The organism is Saccharopolyspora griseoalba, from assembly GCF_042665275.1.
GTDB lineage: Bacteria > Actinomycetota > Actinomycetes > Mycobacteriales > Pseudonocardiaceae > Saccharopolyspora > Saccharopolyspora griseoalba.
The window spans coordinates 181,031-200,021 of the sequence record NZ_JBHTCJ010000004.1; the positions used below are offsets into that span (position 1 = coordinate 181,031).

Below are 18,991 nucleotides of genomic sequence, written 5' to 3' on the forward strand. Positions count from 1 at the left end.
TCGCCTGGCTTACCTTCGCCAGTCGTGTCGCGGATACCCGCGAAGAGGTGATCATATCGCGCTGACCAGGGGGAAACGCCGGTCCGGCGGTTACGTCCGGTGATCGTGTTTTGCGCCACGAGAGTGATGGGCGCGTGATCTCTTGACTGAGAGCTCGCGTGGGTTCACTCTGGTCCTCAACACGGGGATGGGCCGCCATCGGGTGGGCCCCCTCGACAGCTGGCGTCCTTCCGGCTAGACTGCTACTTTGCGCTGCCCTCTTTCCGTCCGTCCTGTACCGGACCGTAGGATGGTCAGCGCCATTGCACCCTTGACAGCTGTGCTAGTGATCTGCGCGCTCTGCTGACGCGCGCAATCTCCAGTGCGGCTGTAGCCAGTTCAGAGTCCCGGAAGGACGCATCTTGGCAGTCTCCCGCGCGACCAAGGTCTCTGCAGCTTCCAACTACACGTCGGGGATCCCTGGGGCACCCACTCGGGTCTCGTTCGCGAACATCCGCGAACCGCTCAACGTGCCGAACCTGCTAGACCTGCAGATCCAGTCCTTCGAATGGCTTGTCGGTAACGAGGCCTGGTTCCAGCGCCGGGTCGACTCCGGCGAGGAAAGTCCGGTTGGCGGCCTGGAAGAGGTCCTGAGCGAGATCTCTCCGATCGAGGACTTCTCCGGATCGATGTCGCTGTCTTTCTCCGACCCTCGGTTCGACGAGGTCAAGGCCTCCGTCGACGAGTGCAAAGACAAGGACATGACCTACGCGGCGCCCCTGTTCGTCACCGCGGAGTTCATCAACAACACCACCGGCGAGATCAAGAGCCAGACGGTGTTCATGGGTGACTTCCCGGTCATGACCGACAAGGGCACCTTCATCATCAACGGCACCGAGCGGGTCGTGGTCTCCCAGCTCGTGCGTTCCCCCGGCGTCTACTTCGACCAGTCGGTGGACAAGACCACGGACAAGGACGTCTACAGCGTCAAGATCATCCCCAGCCGCGGTGCGTGGCTGGAGTTCGACGTCGACAAGCGCGACACCGTCGGCGTGCGCATCGACCGCAAGCGCCGGCAGCCGGTCACCGTGCTGCTCAAGGCGCTGGGCTGGTCGACCGAGGCCATCCGCGAGCGCTTCGGCTTCTCCGAGACGCTGATGGCGACCCTGGAGAAGGACCACACCGGCGGCACCGACGAGGCGCTGCTGGACATCTACCGCAAGCTGCGGCCCGGCGAACCGCCGACGAAGGAGAGCGCGCAGACCCTCCTGGAGAACCTGTTCTTCAAGGAGAAGCGCTACGACCTGGCCCGCGTCGGTCGCTACAAGGTCAACAAGAAGGTCGGCCTGGAGCTGCCCTACGAGACCGGCGTGCTCACCGAAGAGGACATCGTCACCACGATCGAGTACCTCGTGCGGCTGCACGCGGGCGAGATCGAGATGCCGCGGCGCGACGCCGAGGGCAACACGGTCGAGGGCGAGACCGTCCCGGTCGAGGTCGACGACATCGACCACTTCGGCAACCGCCGCCTGCGCACCGTCGGCGAGCTGATCCAGAACCAGGTCCGCGTCGGCCTCTCGCGCATGGAGCGCGTCGTGCGCGAGCGGATGACCACCCAGGACGTCGAGGCGATCACGCCGCAGACCCTGATCAACATCCGCCCGATCACGGCGTCGATCCGGGAGTTCTTCGGCACCTCGCAGCTCTCCCAGTTCATGGACCAGACCAACCCGATCGCGGGCCTGACGCACAAGCGCCGGCTCTCCGCGCTCGGCCCGGGCGGTCTGTCCCGCGAGCGCGCGGGCATGGAAGTCCGCGACGTGCACCCCTCGCACTACGGCCGGATGTGCCCGATCGAGACGCCGGAAGGCCCGAACATCGGTCTGATCGGCTCGCTGGCCACCTTCGGCCGGGTCAACCCGTTCGGCTTCATCGAGACGCCGTACCGCAAGGTCGTCGACGGCGTGGTCACCGACCAGATCGACTACCTGACCGCCGACGAGGAGGACCGCTTCGTCAAGGCGCAGGCGAACGCCCCGATCGACGCCGACGGCAACTTCCTCGACGACCGCGTGCTGGGTCGCCGGAAGGGCGGCGAGGTCGAGCTGCTGGCTCCGACCGAGATCGACTACATGGACGTCTCGCCGCGGCAGATGGTCTCCGCCGCGACCGCGATGATCCCGTTCCTCGAGCACGACGACGCCAACCGCGCCCTGATGGGTGCGAACATGCAGCGCCAGGCGGTGCCGCTGCTGCGCGCCGAGTCCCCGTACGTGGGCACCGGCATGGAGCTGCGCGCCGCGGTCGACGCCGGTGAGGTCATCACCGCCGAGAAGGCCGGCGTGGTCGAGGAGCTCACGGCCGAGTTCGTGACGATCATGGCCGACGACGGCACCCGCCGCTCGTACCGGATGGAGAAGTTCTCCCGCTCCAACCACGGCACCTGCATCAACCAGAAGCCGATCGTCAACGAGGGCGACCGGATCGAGGCCGGGCAGGTCATCGCCGATGGTCCGAGCACGCAGAACGGCGAGATGGCCCTGGGCAAGAACCTGCTCACGGCGATCATGCCGTGGGAGGGCCACAACTACGAGGACGCGATCATCCTGTCCCAGCGCCTGGTGCAGGACGACGTGCTCACCTCGATCCACATCGAGGAGCACGAGGTCGACGCCCGCGACACCAAGCTCGGCGCCGAGGAGATCACCCGGGACATCCCGAACGTCTCCGACGACGTGCTGGCCGACCTCGACGAGCGCGGCATCATCCGCATCGGTGCCGAGGTCCAGGGCGGCGACATCCTGGTCGGCAAGGTCACCCCGAAGGGCGAGACCGAGCTGACCCCGGAGGAGCGGCTGCTGCGCGCCATCTTCGGCGAGAAGGCCCGCGAGGTCCGCGACACCTCGCTGAAGGTGCCGCACGGCGAGACCGGCAAGGTCATCGGCGTCCGCGTGTTCAACCGCGAGGACGACGACGAGCTGCCCCCGGGCGTCAACCAGCTGGTCCGGGTCTACGTCGCGCAGAAGCGCAAGATCTCCGACGGCGACAAGCTCGCCGGCCGCCACGGCAACAAGGGCGTCATCGGCAAGATCCTGCCCGCCGAGGACATGCCCTTCCTGCCCGACGGCACCCCGATCGACATCATCCTGAACACCCACGGTGTGCCGCGACGGATGAACATCGGGCAGATCTTGGAGACGCACCTCGGGTGGGTCGCCTCGCAGGGGTGGTCCATCGACGGGGACGCGGAGTGGGCCCAGCGCCTGCCCGAGGAGCTCCTCGACGTGGAGCCGGGCACGAACACCGCCAGCCCCGTGTTCGACGGTGTGCGCGAGGACGAGATCACCGGTCTGCTCGGGTCGACCAAGCCCAACCGCGACGGCGAGCGGATGGTCGGCTCGGACGGCAAGGCACAGCTGCTCGACGGGCGCAGCGGTGAGCCGTACCCGTACCCGGTGGCCGTCGGGTACATGTACATCCTCAAGCTCTCGCACCTGGTGGACGACAAGATCCACGCCCGCTCGACGGGCCCGTACTCGATGATCACCCAGCAGCCGCTGGGCGGTAAGGCCCAGTTCGGTGGTCAGCGCTTCGGCGAGATGGAGTGCTGGGCCATGCAGGCCTACGGCGCGGCCTACACGCTGCAGGAGCTGTTGACGATCAAGTCGGACGACGTGGTCGGCCGCGTCAAGGTCTACGAGGCGGTCGTCAAGGGCGAGAACATTCCGGAACCGGGCATCCCGGAGTCCTTCAAGGTCCTGCTGAAGGAGCTCCAGTCGCTGTGCCTGAACGTGGAGGTGCTCTCCAGCGACGGTGCCGCGATCGAGATGCGCGACAGCGAGGACGAGGACCTGGAGCGTGCCGCGGCCAACCTCGGCATCAACCTGTCCCGCAACGAGAACCCGTCGGTGGACGACATCGCGCACTGACGCTCGCCGCCGGCCCGCGGGTGAGCTCGCGGGCCGGCACCCGACCCAACCTGGCATGAGCCGGCCCCGGTCCGACCGGGGCGGCACCTTCCGACCAAGGGAGAAGACCCGACGTGCTTGACGTCAACTTCTTCGATGAACTCAAAATCGGCCTCGCCACGGCCGACCAAATCCGCCAGTGGTCGTACGGCGAGGTCAAGAAGCCCGAGACCATCAACTACCGCACCCTGAAGCCGGAGAAGGACGGGCTCTTCTGCGAGAAGATCTTCGGTCCGACCCGGGACTGGGAGTGCTACTGCGGCAAGTACAAGCGCGTCCGCTTCAAGGGCATCATCTGCGAGCGCTGCGGTGTCGAGGTCACCCGCGCCAAGGTGCGCCGCGAGCGGATGGGCCACATCGAGCTGGCCGCCGCGGTGACCCACATCTGGTACTTCAAGGGCGTTCCGTCCCGCCTGGGCTACCTGCTGGACCTGGCCCCGAAGGATCTCGAGAAGATCATCTACTTCGCGGCCTACGTGGTCACCTCGGTCAACACCGAGCTGCGCCACAACGACCTGTCCACGCTGGAGAGCGAGGTCAGCGTCGAGCGCAAGCACATCGCCGACCAGCGCGACCAGGACCTGGAGGCCCGGGCCCAGAAGCTCGAGTCCGACCTGGCCGCGCTCGAGGCCGAGGGCGCCAAGAGCGACCAGCGCCGCAAGGTCAAGGAGAGCGCCGAGCGCGAGATGAAGCAGCTGCGCGACCGCGCGCAGCGCGAGCTCGACAAGCTCGACGAGATCTGGGAGACCTTCACCAAGCTGGAGCCGCGTCAGCTCATCGCCGACGAGACGCTCTACCGCGAGCTCTACGACCGCTACGGCGAGTACTTCACCGGCGGCATGGGCGCGGAGGCCATCCAGGCGCTGCTGGCCAACTTCGACATCAACGCCGAGGCGGAGGGTCTGCGCGAGACCATCCGCAACGGCAAGGGCCAGAAGAAGCTGCGCGCGCTCAAGCGGCTCAAGGTCGTCGCGGCGTTCCAGACCACCGGCAACGACCCGGCGGGCATGGTGCTCAACGCGGTGCCGGTCATCCCGCCGGACCTGCGTCCGATGGTGCAGCTCGACGGTGGTCGCTTCGCGACCTCCGACCTCAACGACCTGTACCGCCGCGTGATCAACCGCAACAACCGCCTCAAGCGGCTGATCGACCTCGGCGCGCCCGAGATCATCGTCAACAACGAGAAGCGGATGCTGCAGGAGTCCGTGGACGCGCTGTTCGACAACGGCCGTCGCGGGCGTCCGGTCTCCGGTCCGGGCAACCGGCCGCTGAAGTCGCTGTCCGACCTGCTCAAGGGCAAGCAGGGCCGGTTCCGCCAGAACCTGCTCGGCAAGCGCGTCGACTACTCCGGCCGTTCGGTCATCGTCGTCGGCCCGCAGCTGAAGCTGCACCAGTGCGGCCTGCCCAAGGAGATGGCGGTCGAGCTGTTCAAGCCGTTCGTCATGAAGCGGCTGGTCGACCTCAACCACGCGCAGAACATCAAGTCCGCCAAGCGGATGGTGGAGCGCCAGCGCCCGCAGGTGTGGGACGTGCTGGAAGAGGTCATCGCCGAGCACCCGGTGCTGCTCAACCGCGCTCCGACGCTGCACCGCCTCGGCATCCAGGCCTTCGAGCCGCAGCTGGTCGAGGGCAAGGCCATCCAGCTGCACCCGCTGGTCTGCGAGGCGTTCAACGCCGACTTCGACGGCGACCAGATGGCGGTGCACCTGCCGCTGTCCGCCGAGGCGCAGGCCGAGGCCCGGGTGCTGATGCTGTCCAGCAACAACATCCTCTCGCCGGCCTCCGGTCGGCCGCTGGCGATGCCGCGTCTGGACATGGTCACCGGCCTGTACCACCTGACCAAGCAGGTCGACGGCGCCACCGGCGAGGGCCAGGCGTTCTCCTCGGTCGGCGAGGCCATCATGGCCTACGACCTGGGCAACCTGGACCTGCAGGCCAAGGTCAAGATCCGGCTGCGCGACGCGGTCCCGAACGCCGAGCAGATGCCGGAGGACTGGGAGCCGGGTCAGCCCTGGATCGCCGAGACGACGCTGGGCCGGGTCTGGTTCAACGAGCTGCTGCCGGACGACTACTCGTTCGTCGACGAGCTGCTGCCGAAGAAGAAGCAGGCGGCGATCGTCAACGACCTCGCCGAGCGGTACCCGATGGTCGCCGTCGCCCAGACGCTGGACAAGCTCAAGGACGCCGGCTTCTACTGGGCCACCCGCTCGGGCGTGACCGTGTCGATCTCGGACGTGGTCGTGCCGGAGAGCAAGACCGAGATCTTGGACAACTACGAGTCCAAGGCCGACCAGGTCGAGAAGCGGTACCGCCGCGGTGCGCTGTCCTACCAGGAGCGCAACGCCGAGCTGGTCAAGGTGTGGACGGCGGCCAAGGACGAGGTCGCCGAGGCCATGGAGAACAACTTCCCGGACAACAACTCGATCTCCACGATCGTGAAGTCCGGTGCCGCCGGTAACATGACCCAGGTCGTGCAGCTGGCCGGTATGCGTGGCCTGGTGTCCAACCCGAAGGGCGAGTACATCCCGCGCCCGATCAAGGCCAACTTCCGCGAGGGCCTGTCCGTGCTGGAGTACTTCATCTCCAACCACGGTGCCCGCAAGGGTCTGGCCGACACGGCGCTGCGCACCGCGGACTCGGGTTACCTGACCCGTCGTCTGGTCGACGTCTCGCAGGACGTCATCGTTCGCGAGGACGACTGCGGCACCGAGCGCGGCATCAAGATGCCGATCGCCGACAAGCTGCCGGACGGCAAGCTGGTGCGTCACCAGCACGTCGAGACCAGCGTTTACGCCCGGACCACCGCCGAGGACGTCACCGACGCCGAGGGCAACGTGATCATGGCCCGCGGCTCGGACCTGGGCGACCCGGCGATCGAGAAGCTGCTCCAGGCCGGCGTCACGAAGGTCAAGGTCCGCAGCGTCCTGACCTGCGAGTCCGGCGTGGGCGTCTGCGCGGTCTGCTACGGCCGCTCGATGGCCACCGGCAAGCTGGTCGACGTCGGCGAGGCCGTCGGCATCGTCGCCGCCCAGTCCATCGGTGAGCCGGGCACGCAGCTGACCATGCGCACCTTCCACCAGGGCGGTGTCGCCGGTGACGACATCACCACCGGTCTGCCGCGTGTCCAGGAGCTGTTCGAGGCCCGCGTGCCGAAGGGCAAGGCGCCGATCGCCGACACCTCCGGCCGCATCCGGCTGGAGGACAACGACCGCTACTGGAAGATCACGATCATTCCGGACGACGGCGGCGAGGAGATCGTCTACGACAAGCTGTCCAAGCGGCAGCGGCTCGCGGCGATCTCGGTGGACGGCACCGAGCGGCAGATCTCCGACGGCGACCACGTCGAGGTCGGTCAGCAGCTGCTGGAAGGTGCGGTCGACCCGCACGAGGTGCTGCGCGTGATGGGCCCGCGCGAGGCCCAGCTGCACCTCGTGGACCAGGTGCAGGAGGTGTACCGGTCGCAGGGTGTGGGCATCCACGACAAGCACGTCGAGGTCATCGTCCGCCAGATGCTGCGCCGGGTCATCATCATCGACTCGGGTGCCACCGAGTTCCTGCCCGGTTCGCCGGTCGAGCGCTCGCAGTTCGAGGGCGAGAACCGCCGCGTCGTCGCCGAGGGCGGCGACCCGGCCTCCGGCCGTCCGGTGCTGATGGGCATCACCAAGGCGTCGCTGGCCACCGAGTCGTGGCTGTCGGCGGCCTCCTTCCAGGAGACGACCCGCATCCTCACCAACGCCGCGATCGAGGGCGCGAGCGACAAGCTGGTCGGCCTGAAGGAGAACGTGATCATCGGTAAGTTGATCCCGGCCGGTACGGGCATCAACCGGTACCGCAACATCCAGGTGCAGCCGACGGAGGAGGCTCGGGCCGCGGCCTACGCGATCCCGTCCTACGACGACAGCTACTACACCCCGGACGTGTTCGGCACCGGCACCGGTGCGGCGGTCCCGCTGGACGACTACGACTTCGGCCGCGACTACCGCTGAGGTCAGTAGCCAAGAACCCCCTGCCCGTCTCCTCCGGGCAGGGGGTTCTTTCACTCGCAGTTCTGCCTAGAACTGCCTGGGCACAACGGACTTTGAGCGCGTGCAGCTCCAGGCGGAACTGCGAGGCGGACGAAAGCCCCCGGCGAGGTGCCGGGGGCTTTCGCGCGGGTGGGGTCAGCTCTCGAGCTCGGCGAGGGCCTTGCGGACCCGTTCGACCTCGGCCTCGAGCTCGGCGAGCTTGGCCTCGTGCTCCTGGCGGGCCTTGTTCAGCACGTCCTCGATGGTCTCGGAGATGTCGGTGTGCAGCTCGGCCGCGGCCTTGGACACGGCGGCGGCCGGGATCTGCAGGCCCTGCACGACGCGCTTGCCCGCGTGCAGCAGGTCGGCCTGCCACTCGCCGTCGGCGGTGCCGGTGACCGTCAGCGTCAGCTCGACGGTGCGGGTCTTCTTCGCGGTGCTCTTCTTGCGGGTCTGCTTCTTCGGCGCGGGCGAGTCGGCGACCGGCTTGTCGGCGGACTCGGTCCCGGTGGAAGCGGACGTGCCGTCGGTCGCGGTGGACTCGGCGGCGGGGGCGGACTCGGCAGACGGGGCGTCGGAAGCGGCCGCTCCGGTCGCGGGGGCCTCGGCCGCCTCCTGGGACGCGGTTGCTTCGGCCTGGTTGGTCTGCTCTTCGGTCAACGTGTCTCCTGTGAATCGAGAGAGGGGCACCCAGAATAGAACAGGTGTTCCCAACGGGTGTGGCGGGACGTGCGGGTCGCGCGCGGGCATCGCACGATCGTGTTATCGCCGCAGGACCGCCGCCAGCGCCCGCAGCGCGGGTTCGAAGTCGTCGTCGGCGGGAGCCGCGTACCCGACGATCACGCCCGGCGGTCCGCCGCCGGGGCGCACCCGGTGCGGGCCGAGGACTTCGAGGTCCACCGACTCCGCTCGCGCCCGCGCGAGGACCTCGACCTCGGTGAGCCCGTCGAGCCGGAGGGCGAGGTGCAGTCCCGCCGCGATCCCGGACGGGTGGGGCGGGTGGTCCACCCGTTCGAGCAATCGCTCCCGGCGCTGCCGGTAGGTCGCGCGCGAACGGCGGACGTGCTGATCGTAGGCCCCCGCCGAGACGAGCTCGGCCATGGCCAGCTGTTCGAACAGCGGCGCGTGGGACCCGCTGTGCCGCTTGAGCTCCCGGACCGGCTCGACCAGCCGCGGCGGCAGCACCAGCCAGGCCAGCCGCAGCGCGGGCGCCAGGGTCTTGCTCGCGGTGCCCGCGTAGACCACCCGCTCGGGCGCCATGCCCTGCAGCGAGCCCACGGGCGCCCGGTCGAAGCGGAACTCGCCGTCGTAGTCGTCCTCGACGATCAGCAGGTCCTCGTCCTTGGACCGCCGCACCAGCTCGGTGCGGCGCGCCGAGCTCATCGCCACGCCGAGCGGGAACTGGTGGGCGGGGGTGACCACCACGGCCGGTCCGCGCACCGCGCTCACGTCGAGGCCCTCGGCGTCCACGGGCGCGCCGCGCACCCGCATCCCGAACCCGGCCGGGATGTCGCGCAGCAGCGGTGCGGACGGGTCCTCGAAGTCGACCGAGGAGATCCCCTCGTCGGAAAGGGCCTTGCTGAGCAGCGACAACGCCTGCGTGTACCCGTTGCACACGATGACCTGCTCCGGGGAGGCGACGACCGCGCGCACCCGCGTGAGGTACTCGGCGAGCGCCTGGCGCAGCGCGGGATGGCCCTGCGGATCGCCGTAGTCGAGGTCCTCGTCGGGGAGGTCGCGCAGCGCCCGCCTGCTGGCCGCCAGCCAGTCCCGGCGCGGGAACGCGCTCAAGTTCGGGCGGCCGGGCCGGAAGTCCCAGCGCGCGGGCGGAGCGGGGGTTCGCGTCGGCGCGGCCGTGGGGGCCGTGGTCAGCTGCTCCGCGACGACGGTCGGCGCGCCCTGGCGGGCCAGCAGGAACCCCTCGGTGGAGAGCTGGTTGTAGGCCCGGGTGACGGTGCCCCGCGCGATGCCGAGCTCCTGCGCCAGCGAACGCGTCGAGGGCACCCGGCTGCCCGCGGGGAGCCGGCCGTCCCGGATCGCGGCGCGCGCGGCCTCGGCGAGGCCGTGGCTGTCCGGTCGGCCCGCCGGGAGATCGAGCACAGCGGACCACAACACGGGTCCGAGCTTACCGGCGCCGAGGAGTGATCCTCGCCGCACGCCGGAACCGGCCGAGCCCGCCGTCCTTCACACCTTCGATTGATAACGTTCTCGATCACGGCCTGTTCCATCGCGATCTGGGGAGATGTGGTGCCGGAGGAGTTCGGCGGGGATGTCGGGGCCACCGAGCGCATGGTCCGCGAGTGGCAGGAGCGGGCCACCGAGAAGGCCGAGAGGTTCGGGCGGATGCAGCAGCGGGTCGAGCAGATCTCGGTCACCGAGGCCTCCCGGGACGGGGCGGTTCGGGTGACCGTCTCCTCCAACGGCATGCTGCGGGACCTCCAGCTCGCGGAGGGCGCGAACAGCCGCCCGATGCCCAAGCTCGGTGCCGAGATCATGCGGCTCGTCCAGAGCGCTCAAGCCAGGATCCCGGACCTGATGCAGCAGGCCGTCGCGGACACGGTCGGCTTGCAGGACTCCGCCGCGCAGCACGTCGTCGACCAGGCGCGCAAGACCTTCCCCGAGCTGCCGGAGGGCGACCCGGAGCGGCCCGAGGGCCCGCGCGCCGACGGGGATCGCGGCGAGCGGCCGGCGGACTACCGGCCGCCGCGCAAGCGCGGGGGCCCGGAGGACGACTGGGACGACGACCTCGGCAACGGCTCGTTCCTGCGCTGACCTGGGGGACCCGTGCCCGACGAGATGAAGATCGTCACCGAGCGCCTGCGCGCGCACGCGTCCAAAGTGGATGGAGTGGTCGACGAGCTGCGGACCGCGGTCGACGCCTCGCAGCAGGTCTCGCTGAACAACGACGCCTACGGCATCATCTGCCGCCCGTTCGCCTGGATGCTCGACCCCGTCGAGAGCAACGGCGTGCAGACGCTGCGCAGCGCGGTCGAGTCGATGAGCGAGCTCGTCGAGAACGTGCGCGCCACGGCCGAGGACTACCAGTCCACCGACGACCGCAACCGCGACTTGATCCGGGGGGTCGAGTGAGCAACCCGCTCGTCGAGCAGGCCCCGGAGAACCCCGACGGGCCGGGTCCGCTCACCGAGGGCCAGGGCAGCGGTGGCTGGGGCCAGGGCATCGGCATCGCCGAATCGGTCAGCGACATCTCGCAGCTCAAGGACGGTTCCAGCTGGGTCGAGAGCGGTCTGGCCTGGGGCGGCGCGGCCATGGAGGGCGTCGGCCTCGCGGTCGACCCGATCGGCACCCTGCTCTCCTACGGCCTCTCCTGGCTGATCGAGCACGTCGAACCGCTCAACGAGGCCCTGGACTGGTTCGCCGGTGACCCGGACGGCGTCGGCGCCTACGCCAAGACCTGGGCGAACGTCTCGCAGGCGGTCAAGCAGGCCGCCGAGCAGTACGACGACGCGGTCCGCGCCGACACCTCCGACTGGCGCGGCGCGGCCGGCGACGCGTACCGCAAGCAGGCGGCGGAGAAGTCCGAAGCCCTGCACGGCGCAGGGGAGCTCGCCGACACGATCAGCTCGGTCGTGGAGATCATGGGGCAGGTCGTCGGCGGGGTGCGCGACTTCGTCCGGGACCTGATCTCCGACTGCATCTCCCGGTTGATCACCTACGCGCTGGAAGCGGTGTGCTCGTTCGGGCTCGCCATCCCGCTGGTGGCCGCGCAGGCGACCGCGTTCATCTCCAAGACGGTCGCCAAGATCGCCGAGGTCGTGTCCAAGCTGACCCGCACCTTGAGCAACGTCTCGCCGAAGCTGGCCAGGCTCGCCGAGGTGTTCGGCGACATCATGAAGACCCTGGGCGACCTGGGCAAGAGCGCGGCCAAGGGGGTCGGCAAGGTCGTCGACAAGCTCGACGTCGGCGGCAAGCTGGGCGACAAGCTCGCCGAGCCCGCGTGGAAGAAGGTCGACGACACCTTCGGCACCGACGTCGTGGGCAAGCACCACGCGAAGTTCGGCGATCCGAGCGCCCCCGACGGCGGGAGCGGTTCGGATTCCTCGGAAGGCGGCTCCGGGCCGGACTCCTCCGGTGGCAGGGGTGAATCGGGTGCCCGCTCGTCGCAGGGATCCTCCACCGACGGCGGCGCGGACGCGAGCACCGCGGGCAGCGACGCGGGTTCGGCCGATTCGTCGGGTGCTGCCGGGCCTTCGGGCGATTCGGGTTCGTCGGCTGCCGGGGGACGTTCCGACGTTTCGGAATCGTCGGATTCGCCCGATGCCGGCGGGCGTTCCGGCGACGGTGCTGGGGACGCGCGCACGACCTCGTCGGGTGGAGATTCGGTCGCGGATTCCGGTGCGGGCCCGCGGGATTCCCAGGGCCCATCCGATTCCGCCGCGAGCGGGCGCGCCGCCGACGGCGGGTCTCCGCCGGGCGGTCGCGAGCCCGAGGCCGCGCCCGCCGATCCGGGCCCGAGCCGGAACCCCGCAGGCGATTCCGGTCCGGCGTCGCCGAGCCCGGAGGCCCCGCAGGGCGGATCGCCGTCGTCCGGAGCTGGTTCGGCGACTCCTCCCGCCGATGCCCCGAGCGCTCCGGCGAGCACGACGGCGGCGTTCGCCGACGCCCCGCCCCGCGCCCCGGAAGCCCCGGCGGCGAACACCCCACCGCCGCCTCGCCCCGATCAACCGTCCTCCGCGGGCCAGGCGGGCGGCGCACCCGCCGCCCAGGCGGGCGGCCCGAACGCGCAGGCGGCACCGCGCCCCGACGCTCCGCGAGCCGGTGGTCCGGGCGGCTGGACCGGCACCCGGGGAAGCCCGGGAGCGCTGCGCAACGCCTTCGACGGGGGCGTCCCGGGCGGTCCGCAGCGCTCGGCGAGCGTCCCGACGCACCGGACGCCGGAGGCCGACCCGCGTCAGCCGGCCGAGCACGCCGCGCCGAGCGAGGACCGCGGTCGCTCGACCGCGGAATCGATGGCTCGCGAGCGGGAGCCGGAGGACCCGTTCCTGCACCGCTGGAACGCCGACCTGGCCGAGACCAGGAGGCCGGAGATCTCCGACGAGCTGCGCGAGAAGCTCGGCGGCCACTACCACTCGATCAAGAACACCCCGTCGGGCCTGACCATGGTCCCGCGGGGGGACGGGCCGTTCGGCACTCCGGCGAACCGGGAACCCCGCGCATCGGTCGACCCGAACCGCTTCACCGTCGAGGTCCACGGGACCCCCGGTGGTGTCCGCATCGGCGACGCGGACCTGACCGCGAAGGAGCTCGCCGAGGTCATCCGCGGCTCGCGCGGGTACCAGGAGGGAGCGCCGGTCCGGCTGGTCTCCTGCCGGACCGGCGCGGACGTGCCCGACGGTTCCAAGAACTTCGCCCAGCAGCTCTCCGAGGAGCTGGGCGTGGAGGTCCTGGCCCCGAGCACGGACGCCTGGGTCGACAACTACGGCAACGTCTACGCCTCCGAGTCCCGCGCCGAGTTCGAACCGAACGAGGCCGGGGCCCCGCAACCCAGGTTCGACGCACCCGGCGAGTGGCACAGCTTCCGCCCGGACGGCACCAAGGCCACCCACGAGAGCCCCATCCCCCCGGGCCACGACCCGAAGTGGGTCCGCCACGGCCAGCTCGCGGACGACGCGCACCGCCGCGGGGTCTTCGACAGGCTGCTCGGCAGGATGCGGGAGGAGGACTTCGGCGATCCGACGGCGGGGCACGCCCACGCCAACAACCCACCGCCGAACCAACCGACCCCGCATCCCCAGCAGCCGAACCAGGCCCCACCGCAGCAGGGCCAGCCCGCGCCGCAGTCGAACTACGGTCCGGCGCCGCAGCAGTGCTACGGCCCGGCGCAGCACGGCCAGCCGGTTCCGCAGTCGAACTACGGTCCGGCTGCGCAGCAGGGCTACGGCCCACCGCAGTCGAACTACGGTCCGGCGCCGCAGCAGGGCTACGGGCCTCCGCAGCCGAACCACGGCCCACCGCAGCAGGGCCAACCCGCGCCGCAGCAGGGCTACGGACCGACTGCGCAGCAGGCGCACGGCCCCACCAACCAGCAGATCGTCGCGGCCAGCGGCGGCCAGCCCACGCACGCCCCGAACCAGGGCCAGGGCGGTCACCCGCAACCGCCGCAGCAACACGCAGCACCAGCCCCGCAGCACCTGCCGCAGCAGGGCTTCCGCGCGCAGGCGCCCCAGTCGCCGTCCGCCGGAGCGCCCCGACCGCAGCGGGGATTCGCGCAGCCCGATGCGGCGCAGTCGGTGTCTCCGTCCTCGCCCCACAACACCGGGCGCCCGGCGGCGCAGACGCCGAGCGTCCCGCGCGCGCCGCAGAGCCCCGCCGCACCGCACCAGGCGAACGGCCCCGCGGCGCATCAGGGGCCGAACGGTCCGCGGGCTGCGCAAGGCCCTCGTCCACCAGCGCCGACGCCGACGGCGTCCCGCCCCGACGGACCGGGCCACGCGGACTTCGGCCCGCCCCGCACGACGACGGAAGCGCCGAGGTCGGCGAACGCGCAGAAGGTCTTCGACGACTTCGCGCCGTCCAGGTCGTCGGATCAGGCACCGGTGCGATCGACGAGCACCCGGGATGACTCCCGGGGGATCGACGACTTCGAGCCGAAACCGCACGACGGTCGTGGTGCGCGCGGTCCCGCGGACGGGGAATCGGCTTCGAGCAGCGACCCCGCCGAGCCGGAGAACCCGCAGCACCGGGGTCCGGCCGACGGTCGGGTCGACGAGACGTCGCGGGTCGGCGACGACGGCCGTGCCGTCGACCTGCCCACGGCACCCGACCGGGTCGCAGATCCCTCGACGGAGCTGACCCGGGAGTACCTCAACAACGCGCTGCAGGCCGAGCTCAGCCGTTCCAACCCCGCATGGGAAGGCCTGCAGGACGAGCACTTCACTCCCGGTGGAGAGCTACCTCCGGGACTGACGCGGGAGCCGCACGCGGGTGCGACCGCTGGTGCGATGGACGAGGTCGCCGTCGACGAGATCTACCCGGTCGTGTCCGACAAGCCCGGAGTCGTCTGGCGTCAGCCGGATGACTTCCTGCACCCCAAGAACGCGCTCTTCCGCTTGGACCTGCGCTCCGCGGAGCAGGTCATCGACGAGGCCGGCGGGTTCCGCTGCCGGGACCCCGAGATGGTCAACATCGGGGCGCACCTCGGGGTCAACGAGGTCCAGTCCGCCTTCGTGAGCACCTCGCGAAGTCCCGAGCACGCGGTGGGCAGGGAACCGGACCCGGAGAGCCGGCTCCCCAAGGGGCTGGCCAACTCGTCCGATGCGGAACTCGCCGAGTTCGGGGTGAAGCGGTTGCCCGGCGGCGGGTTCGAGCAGGTCGTGTACATGCACGAGATGTACCACCCGGGCGGCATCGACACGAACGCCACTTACCGCGATGCGAAGCAGATGTCGGGTTATCAGGAGGGCGAGGTGCTCCTCGTCGGCGGTGCTGACGCCGGGCACATCTACCGGAGCTGGCCGCGAGTCACGCGGTTCGACGGGGATGGCAAGCTGACCAGCGCGTTCGTGGGAGATCCCGTGGTCAACGCGGGGTTCAAGCATCAGCAGCCGCAGCCGTGACCCGCAGCACGCTCGGGGATGCCCCGGGCAGGGCGACGGCGAAGAATCGGCCCGCTGCGGCGCCGAACGGCGGAGGCGGGAGTCCACAGGCGAACGAGGTTCTGAGACATGGTTGACGGGTCGGCTGACGACACGGGTTACGACGAGGACCCGCGCGTCGCGCGCATCCACAGGAAGCAGGTGTTCAAGACGGACACCTTGCCGCCGATCAGCGAGCGGGCGCAGGAGTACGCGCGCACCCACCCGAACTCGTGGATGTACTACACGGACTCCAGCTTGCCGCCGGACGCGCCCGTGACGCTGAGCAACGTCACGGGCGGTCGGTACATCGACGAGCGCGGCGAGTTCACGCGCACCTGGATGAACCCGGATTTCGTGCCGCAGCCCGCCTTCGCGAAGCGGGAGTTCCACAACCACTTCGAGCTGGTGCTGTGGCGGGCTCTCTACGGCCACATCTCGATCGGGGACCTGGTGTGGGCCTTCGCCGAGAACAGCCATCTCGTGGTGGTCGATCCGCAGACCCGCAGGCCCGAGGTCGCCGAGCACGTCGACCACAAGTTCGGGCAGACCCGACGCGGCGTTCTGGTGTTCACCTCGGAGCCCCTGGTCGACCCGGCAGCCGGTCCGGTGCAGCTCATGGCGGGAACCGACATCCTCGACCTCTACGGCACGGACGAGGAGCTCTGGCTCCGCATCAACGACTCCCCGGAGGGGAACGGCCTCGGGGTCGAGTTCGGCATCGACGACATGGTGCTCCTGCAGAGGCAGAACCACGTGCACGTCGAGCGTCGCGCGGCGGAGCAAGAGGCCGCGGGGGGAAGCACGACCCGAACCGCAGCCGAAACCCCCGCGGCCCAACCCCAGCCCGGGCCGCCGGTGGATGCTCGGGAGCGGTTCTTCGGGTCGATGGTGGCCGGTGCCGTGGGGGATGCGCTGGGGTACGCGGTCGAGTTCCACGGCATCGGGATGATTCGGCGGCAGCACGGCGAGGGCGGGGTGACCGGGCCGGTTCTGCGCGGCGGGGTCGCGGAGATCTCCGATGACACGCAGATGATGCTGTTCACCCTCGAAGGGCTGATCCGGGCGCACGTCGCGCGCCGGATCGAGCCGCGGGACAACGATCCGGTTCCCGAGGTGCAGCACGCGTACCAGCGGTGGTTGCACACGCAGAACCGGCCGTGGGAGCACGCGGGCGGCCCGTACGCTCGCCGGTTGTCGCGTCCCGACGGGTGGTTGATCACCAACCGCGGTCTGTTCGCCGATCGGGCGCCGGGCAGCACCTGCATGTCGGCGCTGTTCACCTTCGCGCAGACGCATCAGCACGCCACTCCGCAGAACCGGATCAACGATTCCAAGGGCTGCGGCGGGGTCATGCGCGCGGCTCCGGTCGCGGTGTGGTCCAACGATCCGGGCGAGGTGTTCTTCACGGCCGCGCGGACCGCCGCGCTGACCCACAGCCACCCCAGCGGGTTCCTGTCCGCCGGGGTGCTCGCGGTGATCGTGCACCAGCTGCTCCGGGACGTGCCGCTGCGCGATTCCGTGCGCGTGGCGCGGGATCTGCTGGTGCGCTGGCCGGAGCACGAGGAGCAGCTGCGCGCGCTGGACGCGGCGGTCGCGTTGGCCGAGCGCGGACGGGTCTCGCCCGAGGAGATCGAGGAGCAGCTCGGTCAGGGCTGGGTGGGCGAGGAGGCCCTGGCCATCGGGCTCTACGCGGTGCTGGCCACCGACGATCTCCGCGACGCGCTGCTGCTGTCGGTGAACCACTCGGGGGACTCGGATTCGACGGGGATCGTGTGCGGCAACATTGGCGGCGCGGTGCACGGGATGCGGGCCGTTCCGCCGGAGTGGTTGCGGACCCTGGAACTGCGCGAAGTCATCGAGACCTTGACCAACGACGCGCTGGCCGAGTTCAGCCCCGGTCCGCCGACCGACCCGTCCTGGACGCAGCGCTACCCGGCGTGGTGAACCCCCGCGAACACTAGGGAGATCGTGATGACCCAACAGCAGCTGAGCTGGGCCGACCGATTCCGCGGGGCCATGCTCGGCGGTGCCGTCGGAGATGCCGTCGGCGCTGGCGTGCGCAACACCTCCACCGCCGAGATCCAGCAGTGGTTCGGCCCGCGCGGCGTCGCCGACTACCTGCCGGTCTACGGGCGGCGCGGGGCGGCCACCGACCTGTCCCAGCTGACCGTGTTCACGCTCGAGGGGCTGCTGCGGGCGAAGGCAGCCGGGGCGGGCGGTCTGCCGACCGAGTTCGTGTTCACCAACCACCTCCGCTGGCTGCACACCCAGGGCGTGCCGTGGGAGTACGCCATGGCCGCCTCGCTGAACACCGAACCGGCGCCCGCGAGCTGGCTGCTGGAGCGCCGCGAGCTGTACTCCACCCGCAACCCCGCCGGGTACGTGCTCGCGCTGCTCGGGCGGATGGCCGCGCGCTCCCCGCTGGGCGCCGACGGCAGGTTGTACCCGCCGGTGAGCTGGGACGGCGCCGCGGACTTCGCGGTGTGGGCCGCGCCCGCCATGGTGTGGTCGAACGTGCCGGAGGGCGTGTACTCGGCGGGCGCCGCGATCGCGAACCTGTGCACCTCGGGCGCGAACTCGATCGCTGCCGCCGGGCTGCACGCCGACGTGCTCGCGCAGCTCATCCGCGGCATCCCGCTGTGGGACGCGCTGACCGCCTCCGACCAGCGGCGCCTGAACACCGCCTACCCGGTGGCCGGGGTGCCCGCCGACGTGCGGCGGACCGTGCACGCGGCGATGTTCGTCGGCCAGCGCGGGGCGCTCCCGCGCCCCGTGGACATCGACATCGAGTTCGACGTGGTGGACAAGCCGGGCGAGCTGGGCATCGCCCTGGCCGCGGTCGGCGGCACGCGCACCTTCGCCGACGCGGTGCAGGTCGCGGTCAACCACTCCGCGGACAGCGCGGTCACCGGTGCCCTGGCCGGGCAGCTCGCCGGCGCGCTGCACGGTCCCGCGAGCATCCCGCCGCAGTGGCTGCACGACCTCGAACTGCGCGAGGTCCTCGACGTGCTGTGCCAGGACGCCACCGAGGCGTTCGCGCCGCCGCCTCCGCCGCAGTGGGCGCAGCGCTACGTCGGCGAGCCGCAGCAGAACGCGCCGCGCCGACTCGCCGCACCGGAGCGCACCGTGGAGGGCTCGGGCGAGCAGACCATGGTGCTGCCCGCGATCCCGGCCGAGGAGCCCGCGCCGGCGGAGCCGTCCGCGGAGACCGCGCGACGGTCGGTTCCCGTCGAGGAGCCGCCGCCGTTCGAGCCCGCCGCTTCCAGCGCCGGCGCGGCCACCTTCCCGGCTCCTCCCGTCCCGCAGGTCGGGGACGCCGAGAGCACCGCCGTGTTCGCCGCGGTCGGCACCGAGGAGTCCGCCCCGCGCGACCGCACGCCGATCGAGTTCGAGGTCCCGGAGCCTGCTGCTGAGCCGGATCCCGAGCCTGAGCCGGAGCCGG

Annotated in this window: 9 protein-coding genes; 7 read left to right on the plus strand and 2 right to left on the minus strand. The window is 70.6% G+C overall.

Annotated elements, in window-relative coordinates; genetic code table 11:
• Positions 1-401 precede the first annotated feature (401 nt).
• Together rpoB and ACFQRI_RS09720 are read left to right on the plus strand one after the other, a co-directional pair.
• Positions 402-3,908: a DNA-directed RNA polymerase subunit beta gene (rpoB, locus tag ACFQRI_RS09715; RefSeq protein ID WP_380666814.1), complete on the plus strand. Its 3,507-nt coding sequence runs from the start codon at positions 402-404 to the stop codon at positions 3,906-3,908.
• A 113-nt stretch (positions 3,909-4,021) separates the two neighbouring features.
• Positions 4,022-7,933 (plus strand): DNA-directed RNA polymerase subunit beta', encoded by a 3,912-nt coding sequence (locus tag ACFQRI_RS09720; RefSeq protein ID WP_380666816.1) that lies wholly within the window; start codon positions 4,022-4,024, stop codon positions 7,931-7,933.
• 174 nt (positions 7,934-8,107) lie between these two features.
• Here ACFQRI_RS09720 and ACFQRI_RS09725 read toward each other — a convergent pair whose 3' ends face one another.
• Together ACFQRI_RS09725 and pdxR are read right to left on the minus strand one after the other, a co-directional pair.
• Positions 8,108-8,611 carry a DUF6319 family protein gene (locus ACFQRI_RS09725; protein WP_380666818.1) on the minus strand — a complete coding sequence of 168 codons (504 nt, stop codon included), beginning with the start codon at positions 8,609-8,611 and terminating at the stop codon, positions 8,108-8,110.
• Between the two features lie 102 nt (positions 8,612-8,713).
• On the minus strand, positions 8,714-10,066 hold the full coding sequence (gene pdxR, locus ACFQRI_RS09730; protein WP_380666820.1) for a MocR-like pyridoxine biosynthesis transcription factor PdxR: 1,353 nt from the start codon (positions 10,064-10,066) through the stop codon (positions 8,714-8,716).
• Positions 10,067-10,198: 132 nt separating this feature from the next.
• Here pdxR and ACFQRI_RS09735 point away from each other — a divergent pair, with 132 nt between their 5' ends.
• From ACFQRI_RS09735 to ACFQRI_RS09755, 5 genes are all read left to right on the plus strand, one after another.
• A complete protein-coding gene (locus ACFQRI_RS09735; protein ID WP_380666822.1) occupies positions 10,199-10,723 on the plus strand; it encodes a YbaB/EbfC family nucleoid-associated protein in 525 nt (174 codons plus the stop codon).
• A 12-nt stretch (positions 10,724-10,735) separates the two neighbouring features.
• Positions 10,736-11,041: an ESX-1 secretion-associated protein gene (locus ACFQRI_RS09740; protein WP_380666824.1), complete on the plus strand. Its 306-nt coding sequence runs from the start codon at positions 10,736-10,738 to the stop codon at positions 11,039-11,041.
• Positions 11,038-15,528, plus strand: coding sequence for a WXG100-like domain-containing protein (locus ACFQRI_RS09745; RefSeq protein ID WP_380666826.1), 4,491 nt, complete (start codon positions 11,038-11,040; stop codon positions 15,526-15,528). Before ACFQRI_RS09740 ends, ACFQRI_RS09745 begins: the two co-directional genes overlap by 4 nt.
• A 108-nt stretch (positions 15,529-15,636) precedes the next feature.
• On the plus strand, positions 15,637-17,493 hold the full coding sequence (locus ACFQRI_RS09750) for an ADP-ribosylglycohydrolase family protein (RefSeq protein ID WP_380666828.1): 1,857 nt from the start codon (positions 15,637-15,639) through the stop codon (positions 17,491-17,493).
• 27 nt (positions 17,494-17,520) lie between these two features.
• Positions 17,521-18,991 (plus strand): ADP-ribosylglycohydrolase family protein (locus ACFQRI_RS09755; RefSeq protein WP_380666830.1); only part of this gene is annotated, 1,471 nt, incomplete at its 3' end.

What these genes read in the sequence shown, in the direction of transcription:
- ACFQRI_RS09750 (WP_380666828.1), top strand. Translation starts at nt 15,637, where the DNA reads ATGGTTGACGGGTCGGCTGACGACACGGGTTACGACGAGGACCCGCGC.